We start from the raw sequence: 16,373 nt of genomic DNA on the forward strand, positions 1-16,373 counted from the left end.
GTCAACCGACGGGAGTGTCGTGTATGGAGCAGCGTCGTCTGCTGGCATCGTTGTGCGCCGCCGTGCCGACCCTGCGCGAACGTGCCGAGGCCGGGCTGTGGAGCGACCTGCTCGACGAACTCCTCGACGACCTGGCCGCCGGTAGACCCGTGGTGGAGGTCTGTCAGCAACTCGGCTGGCGGGTCGAGACCGAGACCGAGACCGAGCGCAGCGGCACCGGCCCGTCGTTCACCGACTATGCCGAGGGCGCCCAACTGGAGGGTCTCGCGCCGGTGGTGCTGAACGGCGACTACCGCTGCCCGCGCCACCGCTGCTCGCGTCGGGCCCACCGCGACGACCGGGGTCGGGTGCCGCACTGCGCGCTCGCCGGGACGCCGATGACATACCGGGCCGAGCCATGATCGAGGTGTTGCTGGGCGAGGTCGGACGGCGCATCAACGACCGCTGGCTGACCCGTGCGCTCGGCCCCGGACTGTTGTGGTGCGCGGTGGCCGCCTTCGCCGTACTGCCGGGTCGCAAGGCCGTCTTCGACGTCCACGGCGCGGCGCTCGCCGCGGCCGACGCGCTCGATCATCTGAAGGACCGGGTCAGCCTGGCCGTGGTGGTCGGGTCGCTCGTCGTGGCGGCCGCTGCGGCGGCGGCGGTCTGCGCCCAGGCGGCCGGCAGGGTCGCCCGCCACGTCTGGCTGGGCTCCTGGCCGGGCCCGGCGGGCCGGGTCGCGGTGGCGGTGACCGCGCGTCGGCGTGCCGCCGCCGTGCGTCGGATCGCCGCGCAACGCCGGGTGGTGCCGGCGGTCTACCTGCCGGCCCGCCCGACGTGGATCGGTGACCGGATCCGGCTCGCCGACGACCGGGTGGCCGCGCAGTACGGTCTCCGCCTGGGCCTGATCTGGCCGCGGCTGTGGCTGCTGCTCGGTGCCGACGGCCGGACCGACGTGATGCAGGCGCGCGACCGGCTCGACCGGGCCGTCACCTCGGCCGGCTGGGCGGTGCTCCACCTCGCGCTGACCCCGTGGTGGTGGCCGGCGGCGCTGCTCGGCGCGACCCTCGGTGCCGTCTCCTGGTGGCGGGCCCGGTCTGCGGCGGGCCTGTTCGCCGACATCGTGGAGGCGTCCGTCGACCTGCGTCACCGCAACCTGGTCGCCGAGCTGGGTTTCCCGGTCGAAGAGGGCCGTCCGGTGCCGCCGTCCACCGCCGCCGCCGTCAACGATCTGCTGCACAAGGGTGCCAGCGGTCACGGGCACGAGGCCCGGACCGGTGCGGAGAGCGAGCCGACGTCATAGCCGTCACCGTCCTTGACGAGCGACAGCCGGGAGCGCCAGCAACCGGCTGACGAGCCGGCACCACTCGGCGCGAACACCACGTTGACCTGCGGGTTGCCGCTGGCCGCAGTGCGGATTCCGATGATCGTCGCGACCCGGAACGGGCCTTTCCCCGTCAATGTGCCGGCGCGGGCGATCTGGGTCTTGCTGCGGTCCACCAGCCGCGGCGCGTCGATGTTGAGCCCGCAGAGGAAGCTGCCGACGGTGACGACTGCGGCTTTCGTCCGGGCGGACGACCGGTTCAGGCCGGGTCCCACCGTGACGTCGCTGAGGATGCAGGCCCTGGTCAGGGGGAGGAGCTTTTCGAGGTCGAAACGGGTCGGCAGAGGCAGGCCGGGGTATCGGGGCACCCCTGCCGAGCTGCCGGCGGGCAGGAGCGGATCCGGATTCCTCATCGGCAATCCGGGGTAGGAAGGCGGCGGGGCGGTCCAGCGGAACCCCGTCGGCAGGGTCGTCCGGGAGGTCGTGCCCGACGAGTCGCTGTTGGCGCTGATCAGGCCGGCCAGCACCGCGATCGCGACCATCGCCCCCACGAGCAGACCCCACCCCCGGCCGGCCGGTTGCGGGCTGACCACCCGGGGCTTCGGGATGATCCGGCGTACGGGGTCTGGACGTGCGGCGTTCCGGTGGGGCGGCTCCTGTTCCGTCGGGGGAGCAACCGGTTCCACCGGCGTCGGAGGTGTGCGGTGGATGCTCCGGTCCAGGGTGGGCAACCACTGCTCCGGAGCAGGCCGGCGTTGCGGGTCGGGGTCGAGACTCCGGCCGGCGAGGGTGAGCAGTTGCCGGTCGAGCCGCCGCCGGGCCCCGTCCGGATCGCGGGTCTGCTGGTCACCCGCGAACAGGCGCACCGCGAGCAGCCCGAACTTGAACGCGTCGGTGGCCGGCGTGGCCAGTTCCTCGGCGTCCGCATCCGGCACGTGCCACTCCGGGGTCTCGGCCTGTGCCAGCACCGAGTCGCCGTCGAGGCGCATCGCGTCGCAGTCGATGAAGTAGCACCGGGGCCGGGCGTCGAGGCTGAACAGCAGGTTGTTCGGCGACAGGTCGCCGACGCAGACGCCGAGCCGGTGCAGCAGGGTCAGCGCCTCGCCGGTGTCACGCAGCAGTTCGAGGCGCATCCGGTTGTCGATGTGCAGTCCACGGTCGCGCAGGTAGTCGTCGCTGTTCAGCAGGTACTGCACCTGTGCCAGGACGGTGTCCGCCCCCCGCGGCAGTTGGATCCGGACGCGGAACCGGTCGGGTACCCGTGGCATCAGGAACCCACGGACCACACCCTCCTTGCGGACGATCGCGGTGGGCCAGGCGGCGAGACCGAGCAGCGCGTCCGCATCCGGTCCGGCGTCGGCGGCGAGCCGGACGAAGCGGTGCAACGTGGTGACGTCGACGTCGTCGACGAACCGGGTCGCGTACTCCTTGTAGACCCACCGGGGATCCTCGGTGAGGGCGTACACCGTGCCCTGACCGCCGGCCCCGATACGGGTACGCGGACCGAGGGCGGACAGGCTCACCTCGGGCGGCAGCGGGCCGGTCATGACAGCTCGGGCGACACCGGCCAGACGGCCAGCACCGTGCGGTCGTCGTCCCACGACCCGCCGGCGAAGTCGAGCATCCAGGCGAGCCGGGTCATCGCCGGAGGCGTGGCCAGCCCGTCGCCGAACAGCCGCCCGAGGTCCCCGGTGCCGTGGCCGAGCGGCTCGGCGAAGCCGTCGGTAGCCAGCACCAACACGTTGCCCTCCACGATCGCCACCTCCACCGGTTCGACCTCGGCGGGCACCCGGGGCAGGGCGGCGACGCCGTCCGGGAGCAGCTCGTCCTGCGGGTCGGTCAGGGCGGCGAACAGCGGCTCCCAGGTGCCGTCGCGCAACCGCCAGGCGGTCGAGTCGCCGACCCGGACCAGCTGGGCGACGGCCCGACCGGGGCCGTCGGGCCGGACGAGGGCGACGACCACGGTGCTGGCCAGCAGGGTCTCGGCCTGCTGCGGATCGCTGTCACCCAGCTGCCGCCCGGCGTACTCCACCAGCGCCCAGCCCGCGCAGCGCAGCAGGTCGTGCCAGTCGACCGTGCCGTCGGCGCGCAGCAGGTAGTCGACGACCGTCCGGCACACCATGGTGGCGCCCAGGTGGGACAGGGGGGCGTTGGAGACCCCGTCGGCCACCACCGCGATCACCGAACCGCCCACCGTGGCCAGGGCGAAATCATCCTGCCGGGGTACGCCGGACGCCCGGTGGCCGGGCCCGCGCACCGAGGCCGCCCGCACCTCGAAACCGCCCGCCGCCCAGCCGTCGATCACCGTGTCCGACCGGTACGGCTGCGTCTGTGGGGCGCGGGCCGACAACTGCGGGCCCGTGGCCCCGATCAACGGAGGCGCCCAGTCGAAGCTCACACCACGTCCACGGCCATCCGGAAGCTGTCCGGCCGCTCCACGACCAGTTCCGCCGTGTCCCCGCCGACGGCCTGCCCCGACCGGATGACGCTGCGGGTCAGGGCGGTGCAGAACTCGGCGATCGCGAACCCCACCTCGACCCCTGGCGTCGCCACGAACGCGAACTCCGGCCGGGTCGCCACATGCAGGATCGTCTCGGCCCGCGCGTCACCGATGCCACACGCGATGATGTTCGGCGCGGTCGGCGTGCGCTCCCGGTCGATCAATTCGGCATAGACCGGCTCCCACTCGCCGGGATCAGTCGGTTGCCCGTCGCTGAGGAAGAACACCGCCGGCCGGTGCACCGCGAAGCCCTCCCGCTTGAGGGCCCGCACATCGGCCGGAATCCGATCGATCAGCAGGCTGAACGCGACGCCGTAGGCGGTGCCGGAGCGCACCGAAAGCTGCGGCAGCGCAGTCTCGTTGCGCAGGTCGGACAGGGCGGAGTGAACGACCACGTCCTCGGAGAACCCGATGATCGAAAAGCGGACCTTGGCCGCGGCGAGGGGTTCACGCAGCAGGGCGTCGTGCAGCGACTGCAGCCCCGCGTTCAGTTCGTCCACCACCGGTGTCATGGAGACGGACTCGTCCGCCACCAGATAGACCGGCAGCACCCGTCCGGCAGTCTCCGCCATGCGCACCCCCAACCGTCGCCAGTGGACAGGCCCAACGTAGCACCGGCTGTCTATCTGAGGGTCGCGCTCGGTGTCGCCCTCGCCCGCGCCGGCGGGTGGTCCCGGCGGACAGGGAGGTCGCTCATCAGTGCCGCTGCGTCGCGCTGACCGCCATCGCGGCCAGCTGACGCCGGCCGTGGGGCGTCGCACCGCTCGACTCCAACGCGGTGGGACCGGTCCCGGGCGAGGGTGGAGCCGCCCACCGGTTGGTGCAATTCGTTGACAACCATCGATGTCATGTCGCACCGTTGACCCATGGCAGGCATGCGCTCGTCCTCCCTGCGCCGCCGCGTGCGGCCCGGCCTGCTGGCCGCCGTCGTCTCGTCGATCGCGGTGCTCGGCGTCGGGCTGATCGCCGTACCGGCCGCCGGTGCCGGCACCGCGACGCCCGCCGGGCCGGTCGCCGGCAGCCACCCCGAGGTCGCCCCCATGCCCGCCGGTGCGGCGGGATCCCTCCCGGGGTCGGCCACGACACCCCCGTCCACGCCGACCCCGGCACCCACGGCGCCACCCACGACGCCGGACACCTCGCCCTTCCCGCCGAGCGCGCCCACGAACGTCACCGCCAGCCAGGTCCGGGCGGGGTCGGTCACCCTCACCTGGACGGCCGCGACGCCCGGCTGCTGCGCCATCGCCGGCTACGACATCATCTACTACATGGCCTTCGACGACGTCGTCGTGTCGGCCAGCGTCGGCAACGTCACCACCACCACGATCAGCAACTACATCCGCGCGGGCCAGCAGTACTCGTTCCGGGTCTCCGCCCGGGACGTCGTCGGCCACCGCTCCGCCTCGTCGAACACGGTGACCGTGGTGACCCCGGTGGCCGACACCGGCCCGGACACCACCCCACCGAGCGCTCCGCAGGACCTGACCCTGGGCGACGTGACCGACTCCACCGCCACGCTCTCCTGGTCACCGTCGACGGACGACGTCGGGGTGAGCGGCTACAACGTCTACCGCTTCGACGGCTGGTACACCTCGGTCCTGGTCGCCAGGGTGCCGGTGACGACGTACACCATCGCGCTCCCGACGTCGACGCCGCTGCGCAACCTGTTCTACGTGCGGGCCCGGGACGCGGCGGGCAACGTGTCGATCGCCTCCAACACGGTCACCGCGCCGACGGTGCCCACCCCGCCGACCACGCCGCCGCCGACCACCCAGCCGCCGTCCACCTGTCGGGTGACCTACCAGAACCAGTCCGAGTGGCAGGACGGGTTCGTCACCGTCGTGACGGTCCAGAACACCGCGACCGCTCCGGTCGACGGCTGGACGCTCACCTTCAGCTTCCGGGGCGACCAGCAGATCACCTCCGCGTGGAACGCCACGACCAGCCAGAACGGCGCCACGGTGACGGCCCGCAACGTCGACTGGAACCGCGTCCTCGCGGCGAACGGCTCCGCGAGCTTCGGCATCCAGGGGAGATGGGACGCCAGCAACGCGCCGCCGACCAGCTTCGTGCTCAACGGCGTCCCCTGCACCCTCGGGTGAGAGCACACCGTCGAGACGCCCTCCGCATCCGGGCCCGGACCCGGGGGTCACGTCCGGGTGGGCTGCCGGGTACGCGGGTCGCCCTGCTGCACCGCCTCGACGGCGGCGAAGACGACGCCGATGACGCTCAGGAGCAGCAGTGAGACGACGGATGGCAGCGCGACGGTCAACGGCGCCAGTACGGTGACCACCCCCGCGCCGATGAGCCGGTGACGGCTGGTGGTCCGGAAGATCCGCAGCCAGAACATCTGATTGCTGAACAGGTACAACGCCACGCCGAGGAACAGCGTGTAGTGGCCCAGGAGGGCGCTGTCGCGGTCCTGGGACGCGGCAAGGGTCTGGTGCAGGCCGTAGGCGACCAGGACGATGCCCGCCACCATCGGCAGGTGCAGATAGGTGTAGGCGTCCCGCGCGGCACGCACCCGGCGGTCCCCCTCGTAGGCCGCCAGCGCAATTCTGGCCGCGTCGATGGCGGTGAAGTAGCTCCACCAGATGGTGCCGAGGGTCACCGCGGAGGCGACGACGACGACGAGGGTGGGCGCTGAGATCGGTTCGTCGTTGATGGCGACGCCGACGGAGAGGACCGCTTCGCCGAAGGCGATCAACATGACCAGGGCGTGGCGGTCCGCCCAGTGACGGACCAGCCTGATCCGCCACAGCTGGTTGCCGGCCCAGTAACCGGCGACGTACTGCACGAGCAGCGCGACGACCCAGAGCAGCGTCATGGCAGGGTGGCGGGCCACCCTGTCGGGGGCGACCACCTCGACACCGGCGATCACCATCAGGATCACGATGGTGATCGCCGTGCCGGCGAAACGACTGCCGGCTACCCGCAGGTCGGAGTTCTCGCGGACGATCTGCCGGAAGATCAATCCCTGCATCAGCTGGATGAAGATGTAACACCCGATGACCAGCAGTGGTCCGGGCAGGCTGTCGGGCAGGGGCACGAAGGCCTGCGGGATCGCCAGCCCGATCAGCAGCACCGCCGTCATGATGCCCGCCGTGCTCAGCCGCACCACCGTGCTGTCCTGCCGGACCGCGTTGGTGAGCCAGGTGTACGACGTCCAGGCCCACCAGAGCAGGGCCAGCAGGATCATGCCCTGGGCCAGCCCGAGCAGGGTCGGGAAGCGGTTCATCAGCGCGGTGACCTCGATGAAGGCGTACACGAACACGAGGTCGACAAAGAGCCCCCGGGGGTCGACCGCCCCGACGTCGGTGCCCTCTCCCTCGACCGACTCGTGGAGTTGGCGGTGCCGCTGCCGGAAGACGGTGTTGTCCAGCGCCACCATCGTGCAGGTGGCGACGACCAGCACCACCAGCGCCTGCACCTCGGAGATCCGACCGACCACCGTCAGCAGCGCCAGCAGCAGCGCCACCGCCGTCAGCGGACCCCGGCCCAGCAGCCGGACCGCCCGCCACTCCACCGCGACGAGCGCTCCCAGATAGAGCAGCACGCCGCCGTACAGGATGGTGGTGCCGGCCGAGGGCCACGGGTGCGCGATCTCCTGGGTGGCGTGCGTGTTGAGGTGCTTGAGCCCCAGCGCGAAGAAGATCAACCCGCCGATCATGGGCAGGTGCAGCCCGCTGTAGACGTCGCGCCCGACCCTGGTGCGGTCTGTCCCGGCGCTGGCGTTCAGCGCACGTTCGATGATCACCTTGGCCAGGTCGAAGTAGCTCCACCACAGCGTGAAGACCACGGTGATGCCCAGCATGGCCCCGACGGCCAACTGGGGCGTCACCGGGCGGTCCACCCCGAGCCCTTCGCTGGCGCCGATCGAGATGATCGTCTCGCCGAGCGCGATGAGCACGATCAGGGCGTGCCGCTCGGCCAGGTGCCACGGCGAGACGACCTGCCAGCCGCCCTTGCTGGCCACCACGAGGATGAGAGAGTCGATCAGGAGAGCGACCGCGAACAGCGCCACCTGCACCAGTGCGGCGTCGACGGTCGCCGGCAGCAGGGGCGGCACCAGGGCGGAGGCGAGCAGCACCAGCCCGCCGGCGATGAAGATCAACCATGCGGCGACCGCCGACCGCCGACCACCCTCGCCCCGATGACGGACGAACGTGAGGATGACCATGGCGGTCGCCCGGATCAGCAGATACCCACAGATCAGTACCAGCGGGCCGGGCAGCCCGCCCTGCCGGTCGGTGAACGCCTCGGGTATCGCGACCCCGATCACCAGCAGGGCGGCGGCGATGCCGAGCATGATCGGGGGCATGACCCCCCGGTCGAGGTGCACCACGTTGCCGAGCCAGACACACGGCGTCCAGCAGTGCCAGATGAGTAGGATCACGAGCACGCCCTGCACCAGCCCGAGGGGGCTGAAATGCTCGCCCATCAGCGTGGTGACGGCCAGGAACGCGAACACGAAGAGCAGATCGACGAAGAGTTCGACCCAGCTCACATCGCCGACGGCCCCGGGGTCACGGGCCACCAGCCGCCGCCCCCCGGCCGTCGGATGGGGCGCGGGATCATCCCTCCGCACCGGCTAAGCCTCGCAAACCGGACACAGCTTGTCCCGCCAACCTCGATTAGCAGAGCAAACGGCCGAAGCTGAGAAGAAGTCACCAACGGGCGTACGGCACCGGGCCGGGCCGGTGCCCTCCCGCACGGGAGAGCACCGGCCCGGGCCCGGTGGAAACGGTGGACGTACCCGGTGGGTCAGGGGCCTGCCCGCCGGGTCGGTTCGGGCGGTCAGGCGAGGGGCGTGAGGGTGAACCGCTGGTTGGTCTGTCCGTGGCAGTCGTAGAGCTGGACCTGCGCCCCGTTGGCCGTGCTGTAGACGTCCAGGCACCGCCCGGACTGCGCACTGCTGATGGTGCCGTTGGAGTTGAGGTTCCACTGCTGGTTGGTCTGACTGTGGCAGCCGTAGATCTGGACCGCCGCGCCGTTGCCGGAACCCGCCGCGTCCAGACACATGTCGCCGTACACCCGTAGTTGCTTGTTCGAGGTGTACGTCCACGACTGGTTGGCCTGCCGGTTGCAGTCCCAGAGCTGCACCCGGGTGCCGTTGGCGCGGGAGGCGTTGGGCACGTCGAGGCACCGGTTGGACTGCGCGCCGACGATCAGGCTGGCGGTGCCGGGCGGGTTGCTGGTCGGCGACGTGGTCGGGGTCGGCGGCGGGGTGTCCGACGGCGTCGGCGGCGGGGTGGTCGGTACCGGGGGCAGCAGCGGGCACGTGCTGCGGTAGCTGACCACGCCGCTGTTGTCCGCCAGCGGGCAGAGGAACTGGCTGTACCGGGCGTCGTTGTCGACGAACATCTTGAGGAACGGCAGCATGGTCCGGATCAGCACCGGGTTCGACCGGCCGACCATGAACCCGTGGTCGGCGCCCGCGACCTCCAGGTAGGCGCTCTCGGTCGTGGCCGGGAGGCTGTTGTAGAGGCCGGTGGCGTAGGACGGGGTGACCACCGTGTCCGCCTGCCCGGCGAAGACCATCGTGGGCACCCGGTCGTTGGCCAGGTTCGACGACGGCGAGTACGGCGCGATGCCGACCGTCGCCTTCAACGACGAGCGCCGGATGGCCGCGCTCAGCGCCCCACCGCCACCCATCGAGTGACCGGAGACGGCCAGCCGGTTGGGGTCGACCCGGTCGCGTACCGGGCTCTGCTGGACCAGGTAGTCCAGCGCGGCGAGCAGCTGGGTGCCCCGGGCCGTGTCGAAGTCGTTACGGCTGTTGGTCTCGATGCCGATCACGACGAAGCCGTGGGAGGCCAGCCACGGCCCCATCCAGGCCAGCTCGACCGAGAACAGCGCGGTGTAGCCGGGCGAGATCGCGATCGCGCCGAAGGTGCCCTGGCTGGTGTCGGTCGGGTAGTAGATCCGGCCGCCGTTGAAGCCGTACCCGGTCGGGACGGCGACCGAGGTGTTGGCGAAGGGGCCGTTCACGGCCGCGACGCTGCTCCGGGTGGGGTCGGGCCCCCGCTGGTACGGGTTGTCGGCGGCCGACGCCGAACCGGTCGCCACCGTCATGGTGAACAACCCGACGACGGCGGCGGCGATCCCGGCCGCGACGAGCGTGAACAGTTTTCCCCGACGGCGGGGGGACACCCGGCCGGGGTGGGTGTGCTCCGGGGGCGGGGAGTGTGGTGCGTGTCCTCGCACTATCGGTACCTCCTGGTGGTGGGTGGTGGGTGGGCGGCCCGGTCGGGTGCCCGACCGGGCCGGCGTCCATCCGGCAGGGCAGTTGGTACCGCCCCTGTTAACGTTCACGGTTATCGATGGGTTTCAGGTTGGCAGGTAATCCCGGGGTTTTCAACCGGTAGTTTCGAGCAGGTGACCCGATAGTTTCGGGACGTCGCCTGGACCGGGTGGTAGCGAAGGGGCCCTCCCCGGACGCGACGGGCGCATCCGGAGAGGGCCGGTGGATCACGGTGGACCTGACGGCCGCCCGTCGGTCAGCTCGCGGTGCAGGACCGGATCTGCGGCCTGGCGCCGCTGTTGCCGTTCATCATCGTGGTGAAGCCGAAGGTGTTGCCGCTTCCGTTGGACCGCATCGTCATCACATAGCCGGAGCTGTCCCAACTGGCGGTGCCGTTCCAGGTGGTGGTGATCTTCTGCGGCGCGGTCACCGCCACCACCACGGTCCAGTTGCCGGCCCCCTGGACCGTCACCGACGTGTTGTACCGGTCGCCCCAGACGTTGGGGTACGTGGCTGTCGCGGTGCACCCGCCGCCAGTCGGCGGGGTGGTCGGGGTGCCGGTCGGCGGGGTGGTCGGGGTGCCGTCCGGGGCCACCGCCCGGCCGGTGCTCGGCGAGATCATGCCCGGGCAGAGGCTGCGGCTGTTCAGGTTGGCCATGATCTGTGGGATCGCGTCGCGGGTGTTCTGGATGCCGTCGTGCATCAGGATCACCTGACCGGCCTGGAGGCGGCCGGCGTTGGAGACGATCTGGCTGACGCTGGCACCGTTCCAGTCCTGGGAGTCGACGTCCCAGATCACCTGGCGCAGGCCGAGCGACGAGGCGACCGACTGGAGGGTCGAGTTGGTCTCTCCGTAGGGCGGGCGGAACAACTGCGGCCGGACGCCGGTCGCCGACTGGATCGCCGAGTTGGTCTGGGAGAGGTCCGACTGCATCTGGCTCTGGCTCATCGAGGTCATGTGGGAGTGGTTCCAACTGTGGTTGGCGACCCACATGCCGGCGTCGACCTGGGCCCGGGCGGCGGACTGGTTGCCCTGCACGTTCTGCCCGACGTTGAACATGGTCGCCCGGACGTTGTTGGCGCGCAGCACGGACAGCAGCGCGCCGGTGTTGCCGGTCGGCCCGTCGTCGAAGGTGAGGCCGACGTAACCGTTGCAGGCGGCGGCGCTGGACGGGGTGGCCGAGACCGCCACACCGACGGCGCCCAGGGCCACGGTGGTGGCGAGCACCGCCAGCCGGACGGTGAACCGTGCTGTTCGGGGGGTGGGCGGGCGGCCGGAGCCACCGAAACTGGCGATCATGCGCAGGTCCTCCCTGGGACGGTGACACCTGACAGCGCGGCAGATATATCGAGATGTGTTGATGTCACTGTGGATCGGAGTATTGCAGCGGGGTTTCGAACGCGTCAACAACTTTCGGAAACTTTCGGAAAAGCGCGCATGGGGGACATCACGCCCACGACCGGCGTACCGGATCGCGGCGGTGTTCCTCCCTGCGGACAGTGGGAGCCATGGACACCGTCGCGGAGTTGACCATCGTCCGGCACGGGCAGAGCGTCGCCAACGTCGCGTTCGCCGAGGCTCACGCGCAGGGTGTCGCCGCACACGGTCTCACCGGCCGCGACGCCGACATCCCGCTGTCGCCGCTTGGCTGGCGGCAGGCCACCCGACTGGGCCGCTGGCTCGCGACGCAACCCGCCGACCAACGTCCCGACCACGTCGTCTGCTCGCCCTACCGGCGGGCCCGCCAGACCTGGAATCGCGTCGCGGACACCGTCGCCGCCCTCGGCGTCACCCCCGCGCGGGCCGACCTCGACGAGCGGCTGGTCGACCGGCTCATGGGCGACCTGGAACTGCTGACGCCCCTCATGATCGCCGAGCGGTTCCCCGCCGAGGCGGCCCGGCTCGCCGCCGACGGCCTCTACGCCTACCGACCACCAGGTGGTGAGACGTTCGACGACGTGACCGCCCGCGTCCGCGCCGCCCTGGTCGACCTCCACCGCCACCACGCCGGCCGCCGGGTGTGGGTGGTGGCCCACGACGCCGTGGTCGTCGCCGTACGCCACGTTCTCGAAGACCTGTCGTTCACCGAACTCGACGCGATCCTCGCCACCACGCCGATCGCCAACACCTCACTCACCCGCTACGCCCACACCCGGGGTCGTCTCGACCTGGTCGGGTTCGCCGTCGTCCCGCCCTCCCCGTGACCGGGCGGGGCCGGCGACGGCCGGCGCGGGGGTCGGACGGGCAGGAGTCTGCCGCAACGGGTCAGGACACCCGGTCGGGCCACGACCGGAGGGCATCGGGTACGCCGGCCAGCCGGACGAACGGCCCACCGGCGGCCAGCAGCGCCCCGGGCGGTCCGCTCTCCACCAGCCGGCCCCGGTCGAGCACCAGCGCCAACCTCTCCCCGGTGGTCGGGTCGGCGTTCCCGACGTCCTCGGGTGGGCCGGCGCTGACCGAGGCCGAGGCCCGGGTGGCCACCACGATCGCCAACAGGCTCAGCAACCGGGAGGCGACCCAACGGCTCTTCCTCTCGGTGAAGACGATCGAGTTCCACCTGGGCAACATTTTCCGCAAACTCGGGGTCCGCAACCGTACCGAGCTGGCCGCCCGGCGGGCCCATTCCGGCTGAGCGCGCTGCCGCTGGGTGGTCGGGCCGTGGCGGAGGGTGCAGGCCCGCCCCGGACGCCCCGGAACCGGTCGCAGATCGAATGCATTCGATATAACATCACCGCAGGGCAGCGTCACCCCGCACGGGCGTACGACGCGGAGTGTTCGCGATCCACCGGGTGGACCGGGCAGCCACCGGTGGTCACTGACGAGGACGCGGTCGGGGTTGACTTCCGGCTCGGCGTCCCCTGTGGCGTGCTGGTCCAGCGGCGCGCGGTGCTCGGGTCATCGATCCACCACGATCGGCCGGCTCAGTGCCTCGTGCTGCCACGGACCAGACAGAACACCGAGAGGAAGCGCACAGATGAACGACGTACCCGCTCCATCGAAACGCCGTACCCGCAGTGGCGCCAGGCTGCTGCTGGGCGGGGCCTGCGCCCTGGCGATCACCGTGTCGTCGATGGCCGTCGCCACCCTCGCCCACGCCGACCTCAGCGGACCGCCCGGGACCACGCTGAAGGCCGCCGCCGAGCGCAGCGGCCGGTACTTCGGCACCGCCATGGGGGCGGACCGGCTCAACGACTCGGGCTTCCTGAACATCGCCAACCGCGAGTTCGACATGATGACGGCCGTCAACGAGATGAAGCCGGACGCGACCGAGCCCAACCCCGGCCAGTTCGACTTCCGTAGAGGCGACGCGATCTACGACTGGGCCACCCAGCACGGCATGCGGTTCCGGGGCCACACCCTGGCCTGGCACGCCCAGCAGCCGAAGTTCTGGGCAGGTCTCAGTGGCAGTGCCCTGCGGTCCGCGATGATCAGCCACATCAACGGCGTGATGGCGCACTACAAGGGCAAGTTCGCCTACTGGGACGTGGTGAACGAGGCGTACGCCGAGAACGGCAGCCGGCGGTCGTCGAACCTCCAGTCCACCGGCAACGACTGGATCGAGGTGGCGTTCCGGACCGCGCGGGCCGCCGACCCGAGCGTGAAGCTGTGCTACAACGACTACAACATCGAGAACTGGACGTACGGCAAGACACAGGGCGTCTACAACCTGATCAAGGACTTCAAGGCCCGGGGCGTACCGGTCGACTGCGTCGGCCTGCAGACCCACTTCACCGGTGGCAGCTCGCTGCCCGGCAACTTCCAGCAGACGCTGTCGAGCTTCGCCGCCCTCGGGGTGGACGTGGCGTTGACCGAGGCCGACGTCACCAACGCCTCGACCAGCCAGTACCAGGGTCTGACCCAGGCCTGCATGAACGTCCCCCGCTGCGTCGGCATCACGACGTGGGGCATCCGGGACAGCGACTCCTGGCGTGGCAACGAGAACCCGCTGCTGTTCGACCGCAACAGCAACCCGAAGCCGGCGTACACCTCGGTTCTCAACGCCCTCAACGCCGCCTCCACCACGGTGCCGGGGACGACGACCCCGCCGCCCACCACCCCACCCACCACGCCGCCGACCACCCCACCCACCACGCCGCCGACCACCCCGCCCACCACGCCCCCGACCACCCCGCCGACCACGCCGCCGCCCACCGGGCAGCCGGGTGGCTGCACCGCGGCGTACCGCATGGTCAGCATGTGGAACGGCGGCTTCCAGGGTGAGCTCACCGTGACCAACGGCACCACCGCCATCAGCGGCTGGACAGTGCAGCTGACGCTGGCCGGCGGGCAGACCATCGCCAACGTCTGGAACGGCAGCAACACCGGCAACAGCGGCGCGGTCAGCATCCGCAACGCCGCGTACAACGGCGCCCTCGGCGCGAACGCCTCGACCACCCTCGGCTTCCTGGTCAACGGCAGCAGCAACACGGCACCCAGCAACATCTCCTGCACCCCCGCCTGACGGCGGGCACACCACCCCCGCCGGCCGGGGCCGGAGCCACCAGCTCCGGGCCCGGCCGGCGTCCCGGGCCGGTCCGCGGTGACCGGGGGCGTCGTGGTCGACCGGGGTGTGGTCGTCGCCACGGTCGTAGCCGATTCTTGCCGGTGCTTCTGCATGGTCCCGGAGCGTCAGGATCACTTGACTCTTGGTCATGACGCAAACCTGGAAAGCGGCCCCCCGCTCGGTGGTCGCCGGCGTGCTGCTCGGCACCACGGTGCTGGTCGGTCCGCTGTCGGCGCCCTCGCACGCCGCGCCCAGCCAGCCGTTCGGCACGTCGGCGACGGCGCCGACGCCCGAGAACGGCCGTACCCTCCTCGACCTGATCCCGGCGCAGACCCGGGACAGGATGCTCGCCCAGACCCCGCTCGTCGACGCCGCCAACGTCGTCCGCACCGCCATCGACGCCGGCGCGCCGCGCGGCTACGCCGGCATCGGGCTGGTGGACGACCACGTCACGCTCTGGTGGAAGGGCACCCTGCCCAGCGACGTCGCGACGGCGGTGACGACCGCCCGGCGCACCGCCCCGGTCGAGGTCGTCGGGGCCACCTACTCCCGCACCGAGTTGAAGAAGGCGGCGGCGAAGCTCGCCCCCGTCGTCGACGCCGACCCGAACGACGCCGCCCACGCCGTCCGGCTGCGGACCGACGGCTCCGGGATCGAGATCGCCGTCGACCCGAAGGCCGGCGCGAAGCAGCCGACGCTGCCGACGACCGGCGTCAACACCCGGACCGTGGTCCGGGAGCGGATGGTCGAGCGGTCCCGGTACAACGACTCCGCGCCGTACGACGGCGGGATCGGCATCGGCCTGACCACGTACGCCTGCACCGCCGGCTTCGGCGTCCGCAACCAGACGACCAACGTGGGCTACCTGCTCACCGCGGAACACTGCGGCCCGATCGGTCAGCCCTGGCACGTCGGCTGGAACACGAACACCAACACCGGCACGTTGATCGGCTACTCGGTCGCCAGCAACGACGACCACGACACCATGCTGGTCTCGACCTCCTCCCCGGGCGGCCACATCTATGTCGGTGGGCAGAACGACGAGGTTCGCGCGCAGGTGACCGGCTGGACCCAGGTCTTCCCCGGCCAGCTGCTCTGCCAGTCGGGATACACCTCGGCCGGTGAGATCGGCGGCCCGGTCTGCAACCTGCGGGTCGACTTCCACTACGACGACATCGAGGACCTGGTCGAGGCCACCCAGCTCGACGGCAACGAATCAGCCCGGGGCGGCGACAGCGGCGGGCCGGTCTACTCGGTCAACGCCAACGGCACCGTCCTCGCGGCCGGCACCACCACCCGGTCGGCCGGTCCCGGCTTCGGCTTCCAGGACTTCGCCACCGCCCGGGACGACTACGGCGACATCCGGCCGGCCACCACCCTCGCGAGCACCTGCCGGGTGTCGTACGTGGTGACCAACTCCTGGAACACCGGCTTCAACGTCAGCGTCACCGTCTACAACGACGGCCCGGCCGTCAACGGTTGGTCGCTCGGCTGGACCTTCCCCGGCAGTCAGCTGGTCCAGGGCCACTGGAGCGGCGTCTTCCAGCAGACCGGCGCGGTGGTCACGGTGGGTAACGAGAGCCACAACGCCAGCATCCCGACCAACGGGGCGGTCAGCTTCGGCTTCACCGCCAGCGGGTCCCCCACCGTCCCGGCGCCCTTCAAGCTCAACGGCACCACCTGCAACTGACCTGTCCTCGCCGTACCACGGCGGGCGGCACCGCACCACCCGGTCATCCGGCACGATCGCGATGACCACCGCAACGGCCCCGCCGGACACCCCGGCGGGGCCCTTCGGCGCGTGGGCCGACCCGTCCCGCC

14 protein-coding genes are annotated in these 16,373 nt (G+C 71.2%); 7 read left to right on the forward strand and 7 right to left on the reverse strand.

The window, feature by feature from the left end; genetic code table 11:
- Window positions 1–23 precede the first annotated feature (23 nt).
- Entirely contained in the window at window positions 24–401 is a 378-nt protein-coding gene (locus tag GA0070216_RS28140) for a hypothetical protein (RefSeq protein ID WP_091252356.1), read from the forward strand.
- Entirely contained in the window at window positions 398–1,282 is an 885-nt protein-coding gene (locus GA0070216_RS28145; RefSeq protein WP_091252358.1) for a hypothetical protein, read from the forward strand. Before GA0070216_RS28140 ends, GA0070216_RS28145 begins: the two co-directional genes overlap by 4 nt.
- Here GA0070216_RS28145 and GA0070216_RS28150 read toward each other — a convergent pair.
- Genes GA0070216_RS28150 through GA0070216_RS28160 form a run of 3 tightly spaced genes read right to left on the reverse strand, consistent with a single transcriptional unit; the run spans window position 1,234 to window position 4,375 of the window.
- On the reverse strand, window positions 1,234–2,850 hold the full coding sequence (locus GA0070216_RS28150) for a serine/threonine-protein kinase (RefSeq protein ID WP_091252359.1): 1,617 nt from the start codon (window positions 2,848–2,850) through the stop codon (window positions 1,234–1,236). The genes GA0070216_RS28145 and GA0070216_RS28150 overlap by 49 nt on opposite strands.
- On the reverse strand, window positions 2,847–3,701 hold the full coding sequence (locus GA0070216_RS28155; RefSeq protein ID WP_176739176.1) for a protein phosphatase 2C domain-containing protein: 855 nt from the start codon (window positions 3,699–3,701) through the stop codon (window positions 2,847–2,849). The genes GA0070216_RS28150 and GA0070216_RS28155 overlap by 4 nt, the downstream gene beginning before the upstream one ends.
- Window positions 3,698–4,375 (reverse strand): vWA domain-containing protein, encoded by a 678-nt coding sequence (locus tag GA0070216_RS28160; RefSeq protein ID WP_091252364.1) that lies wholly within the window; start codon window positions 4,373–4,375, stop codon window positions 3,698–3,700. The genes GA0070216_RS28155 and GA0070216_RS28160 overlap by 4 nt, the downstream gene beginning before the upstream one ends.
- A 294-nt stretch (window positions 4,376–4,669) precedes the next feature.
- Between GA0070216_RS28160 and GA0070216_RS28165 the strand changes: the two genes are divergently transcribed.
- The gene (locus tag GA0070216_RS28165; protein WP_091252366.1) at window positions 4,670–5,905 is read left to right on the forward strand and encodes a cellulose binding domain-containing protein; all 1,236 of its coding nucleotides are present in this window, start codon (window positions 4,670–4,672) and stop codon (window positions 5,903–5,905) included.
- Between the two features lie 47 nt (window positions 5,906–5,952).
- Here the strand turns inward: GA0070216_RS28165 and GA0070216_RS28170 are convergent, their stop codons facing one another.
- The 3 genes from GA0070216_RS28170 to GA0070216_RS28180 form a co-directional block, all read right to left on the reverse strand.
- Window positions 5,953–8,340 (reverse strand): low temperature requirement protein A, encoded by a 2,388-nt coding sequence (locus GA0070216_RS28170; RefSeq protein ID WP_176739177.1) that lies wholly within the window; start codon window positions 8,338–8,340, stop codon window positions 5,953–5,955.
- A 260-nt stretch (window positions 8,341–8,600) separates the two neighbouring features.
- Complete coding sequence (locus GA0070216_RS28175; RefSeq protein ID WP_091252370.1) at window positions 8,601–10,010, reverse strand: poly(ethylene terephthalate) hydrolase family protein; 1,410 nt, start codon at window positions 10,008–10,010, stop codon at window positions 8,601–8,603.
- Window positions 10,011–10,303: 293 nt separating this feature from the next.
- The gene (locus GA0070216_RS28180) at window positions 10,304–11,347 is read right to left on the reverse strand and encodes a polysaccharide deacetylase family protein (RefSeq protein WP_091252372.1); all 1,044 of its coding nucleotides are present in this window, start codon (window positions 11,345–11,347) and stop codon (window positions 10,304–10,306) included.
- A 209-nt stretch (window positions 11,348–11,556) separates the two neighbouring features.
- Between GA0070216_RS28180 and GA0070216_RS28185 the strand changes: the two genes are divergently transcribed.
- A complete protein-coding gene (locus tag GA0070216_RS28185) occupies window positions 11,557–12,252 on the forward strand; it encodes a histidine phosphatase family protein (protein WP_091252374.1) in 696 nt (231 codons plus the stop codon).
- Window positions 12,253–12,313: 61 nt separating this feature from the next.
- Here GA0070216_RS28185 and GA0070216_RS35085 read toward each other — a convergent pair whose 3' ends face one another.
- The gene (locus GA0070216_RS35085; RefSeq protein WP_218108297.1) at window positions 12,314–12,532 is read right to left on the reverse strand and encodes a hypothetical protein; all 219 of its coding nucleotides are present in this window, start codon (window positions 12,530–12,532) and stop codon (window positions 12,314–12,316) included.
- Here GA0070216_RS35085 and GA0070216_RS36705 point away from each other — a divergent pair.
- The 3 genes from GA0070216_RS36705 (at window position 12,522) to GA0070216_RS28200 (ending at window position 16,242) form a co-directional block, all read left to right on the forward strand.
- Window positions 12,522–12,680, forward strand: coding sequence for a response regulator transcription factor (locus GA0070216_RS36705; protein ID WP_218108298.1), 159 nt, complete (start codon window positions 12,522–12,524; stop codon window positions 12,678–12,680). The genes GA0070216_RS35085 and GA0070216_RS36705 overlap by 11 nt on opposite strands.
- Before the next feature lie 342 nt (window positions 12,681–13,022).
- On the forward strand, window positions 13,023–14,510 hold the full coding sequence (locus GA0070216_RS28195) for an endo-1,4-beta-xylanase (protein WP_091252379.1): 1,488 nt from the start codon (window positions 13,023–13,025) through the stop codon (window positions 14,508–14,510).
- Between the two features lie 190 nt (window positions 14,511–14,700).
- Window positions 14,701–16,242 (forward strand): cellulose binding domain-containing protein, encoded by a 1,542-nt coding sequence (locus tag GA0070216_RS28200; RefSeq protein ID WP_091252381.1) that lies wholly within the window; start codon window positions 14,701–14,703, stop codon window positions 16,240–16,242.
- The last annotated feature ends 131 nt before the right edge of the window (window positions 16,243–16,373 follow it).

This window comes from Micromonospora matsumotoense (genome assembly GCF_900091525.1).
GTDB classification, from domain to species: domain Bacteria; phylum Actinomycetota; class Actinomycetes; order Mycobacteriales; family Micromonosporaceae; genus Micromonospora; species Micromonospora matsumotoensis.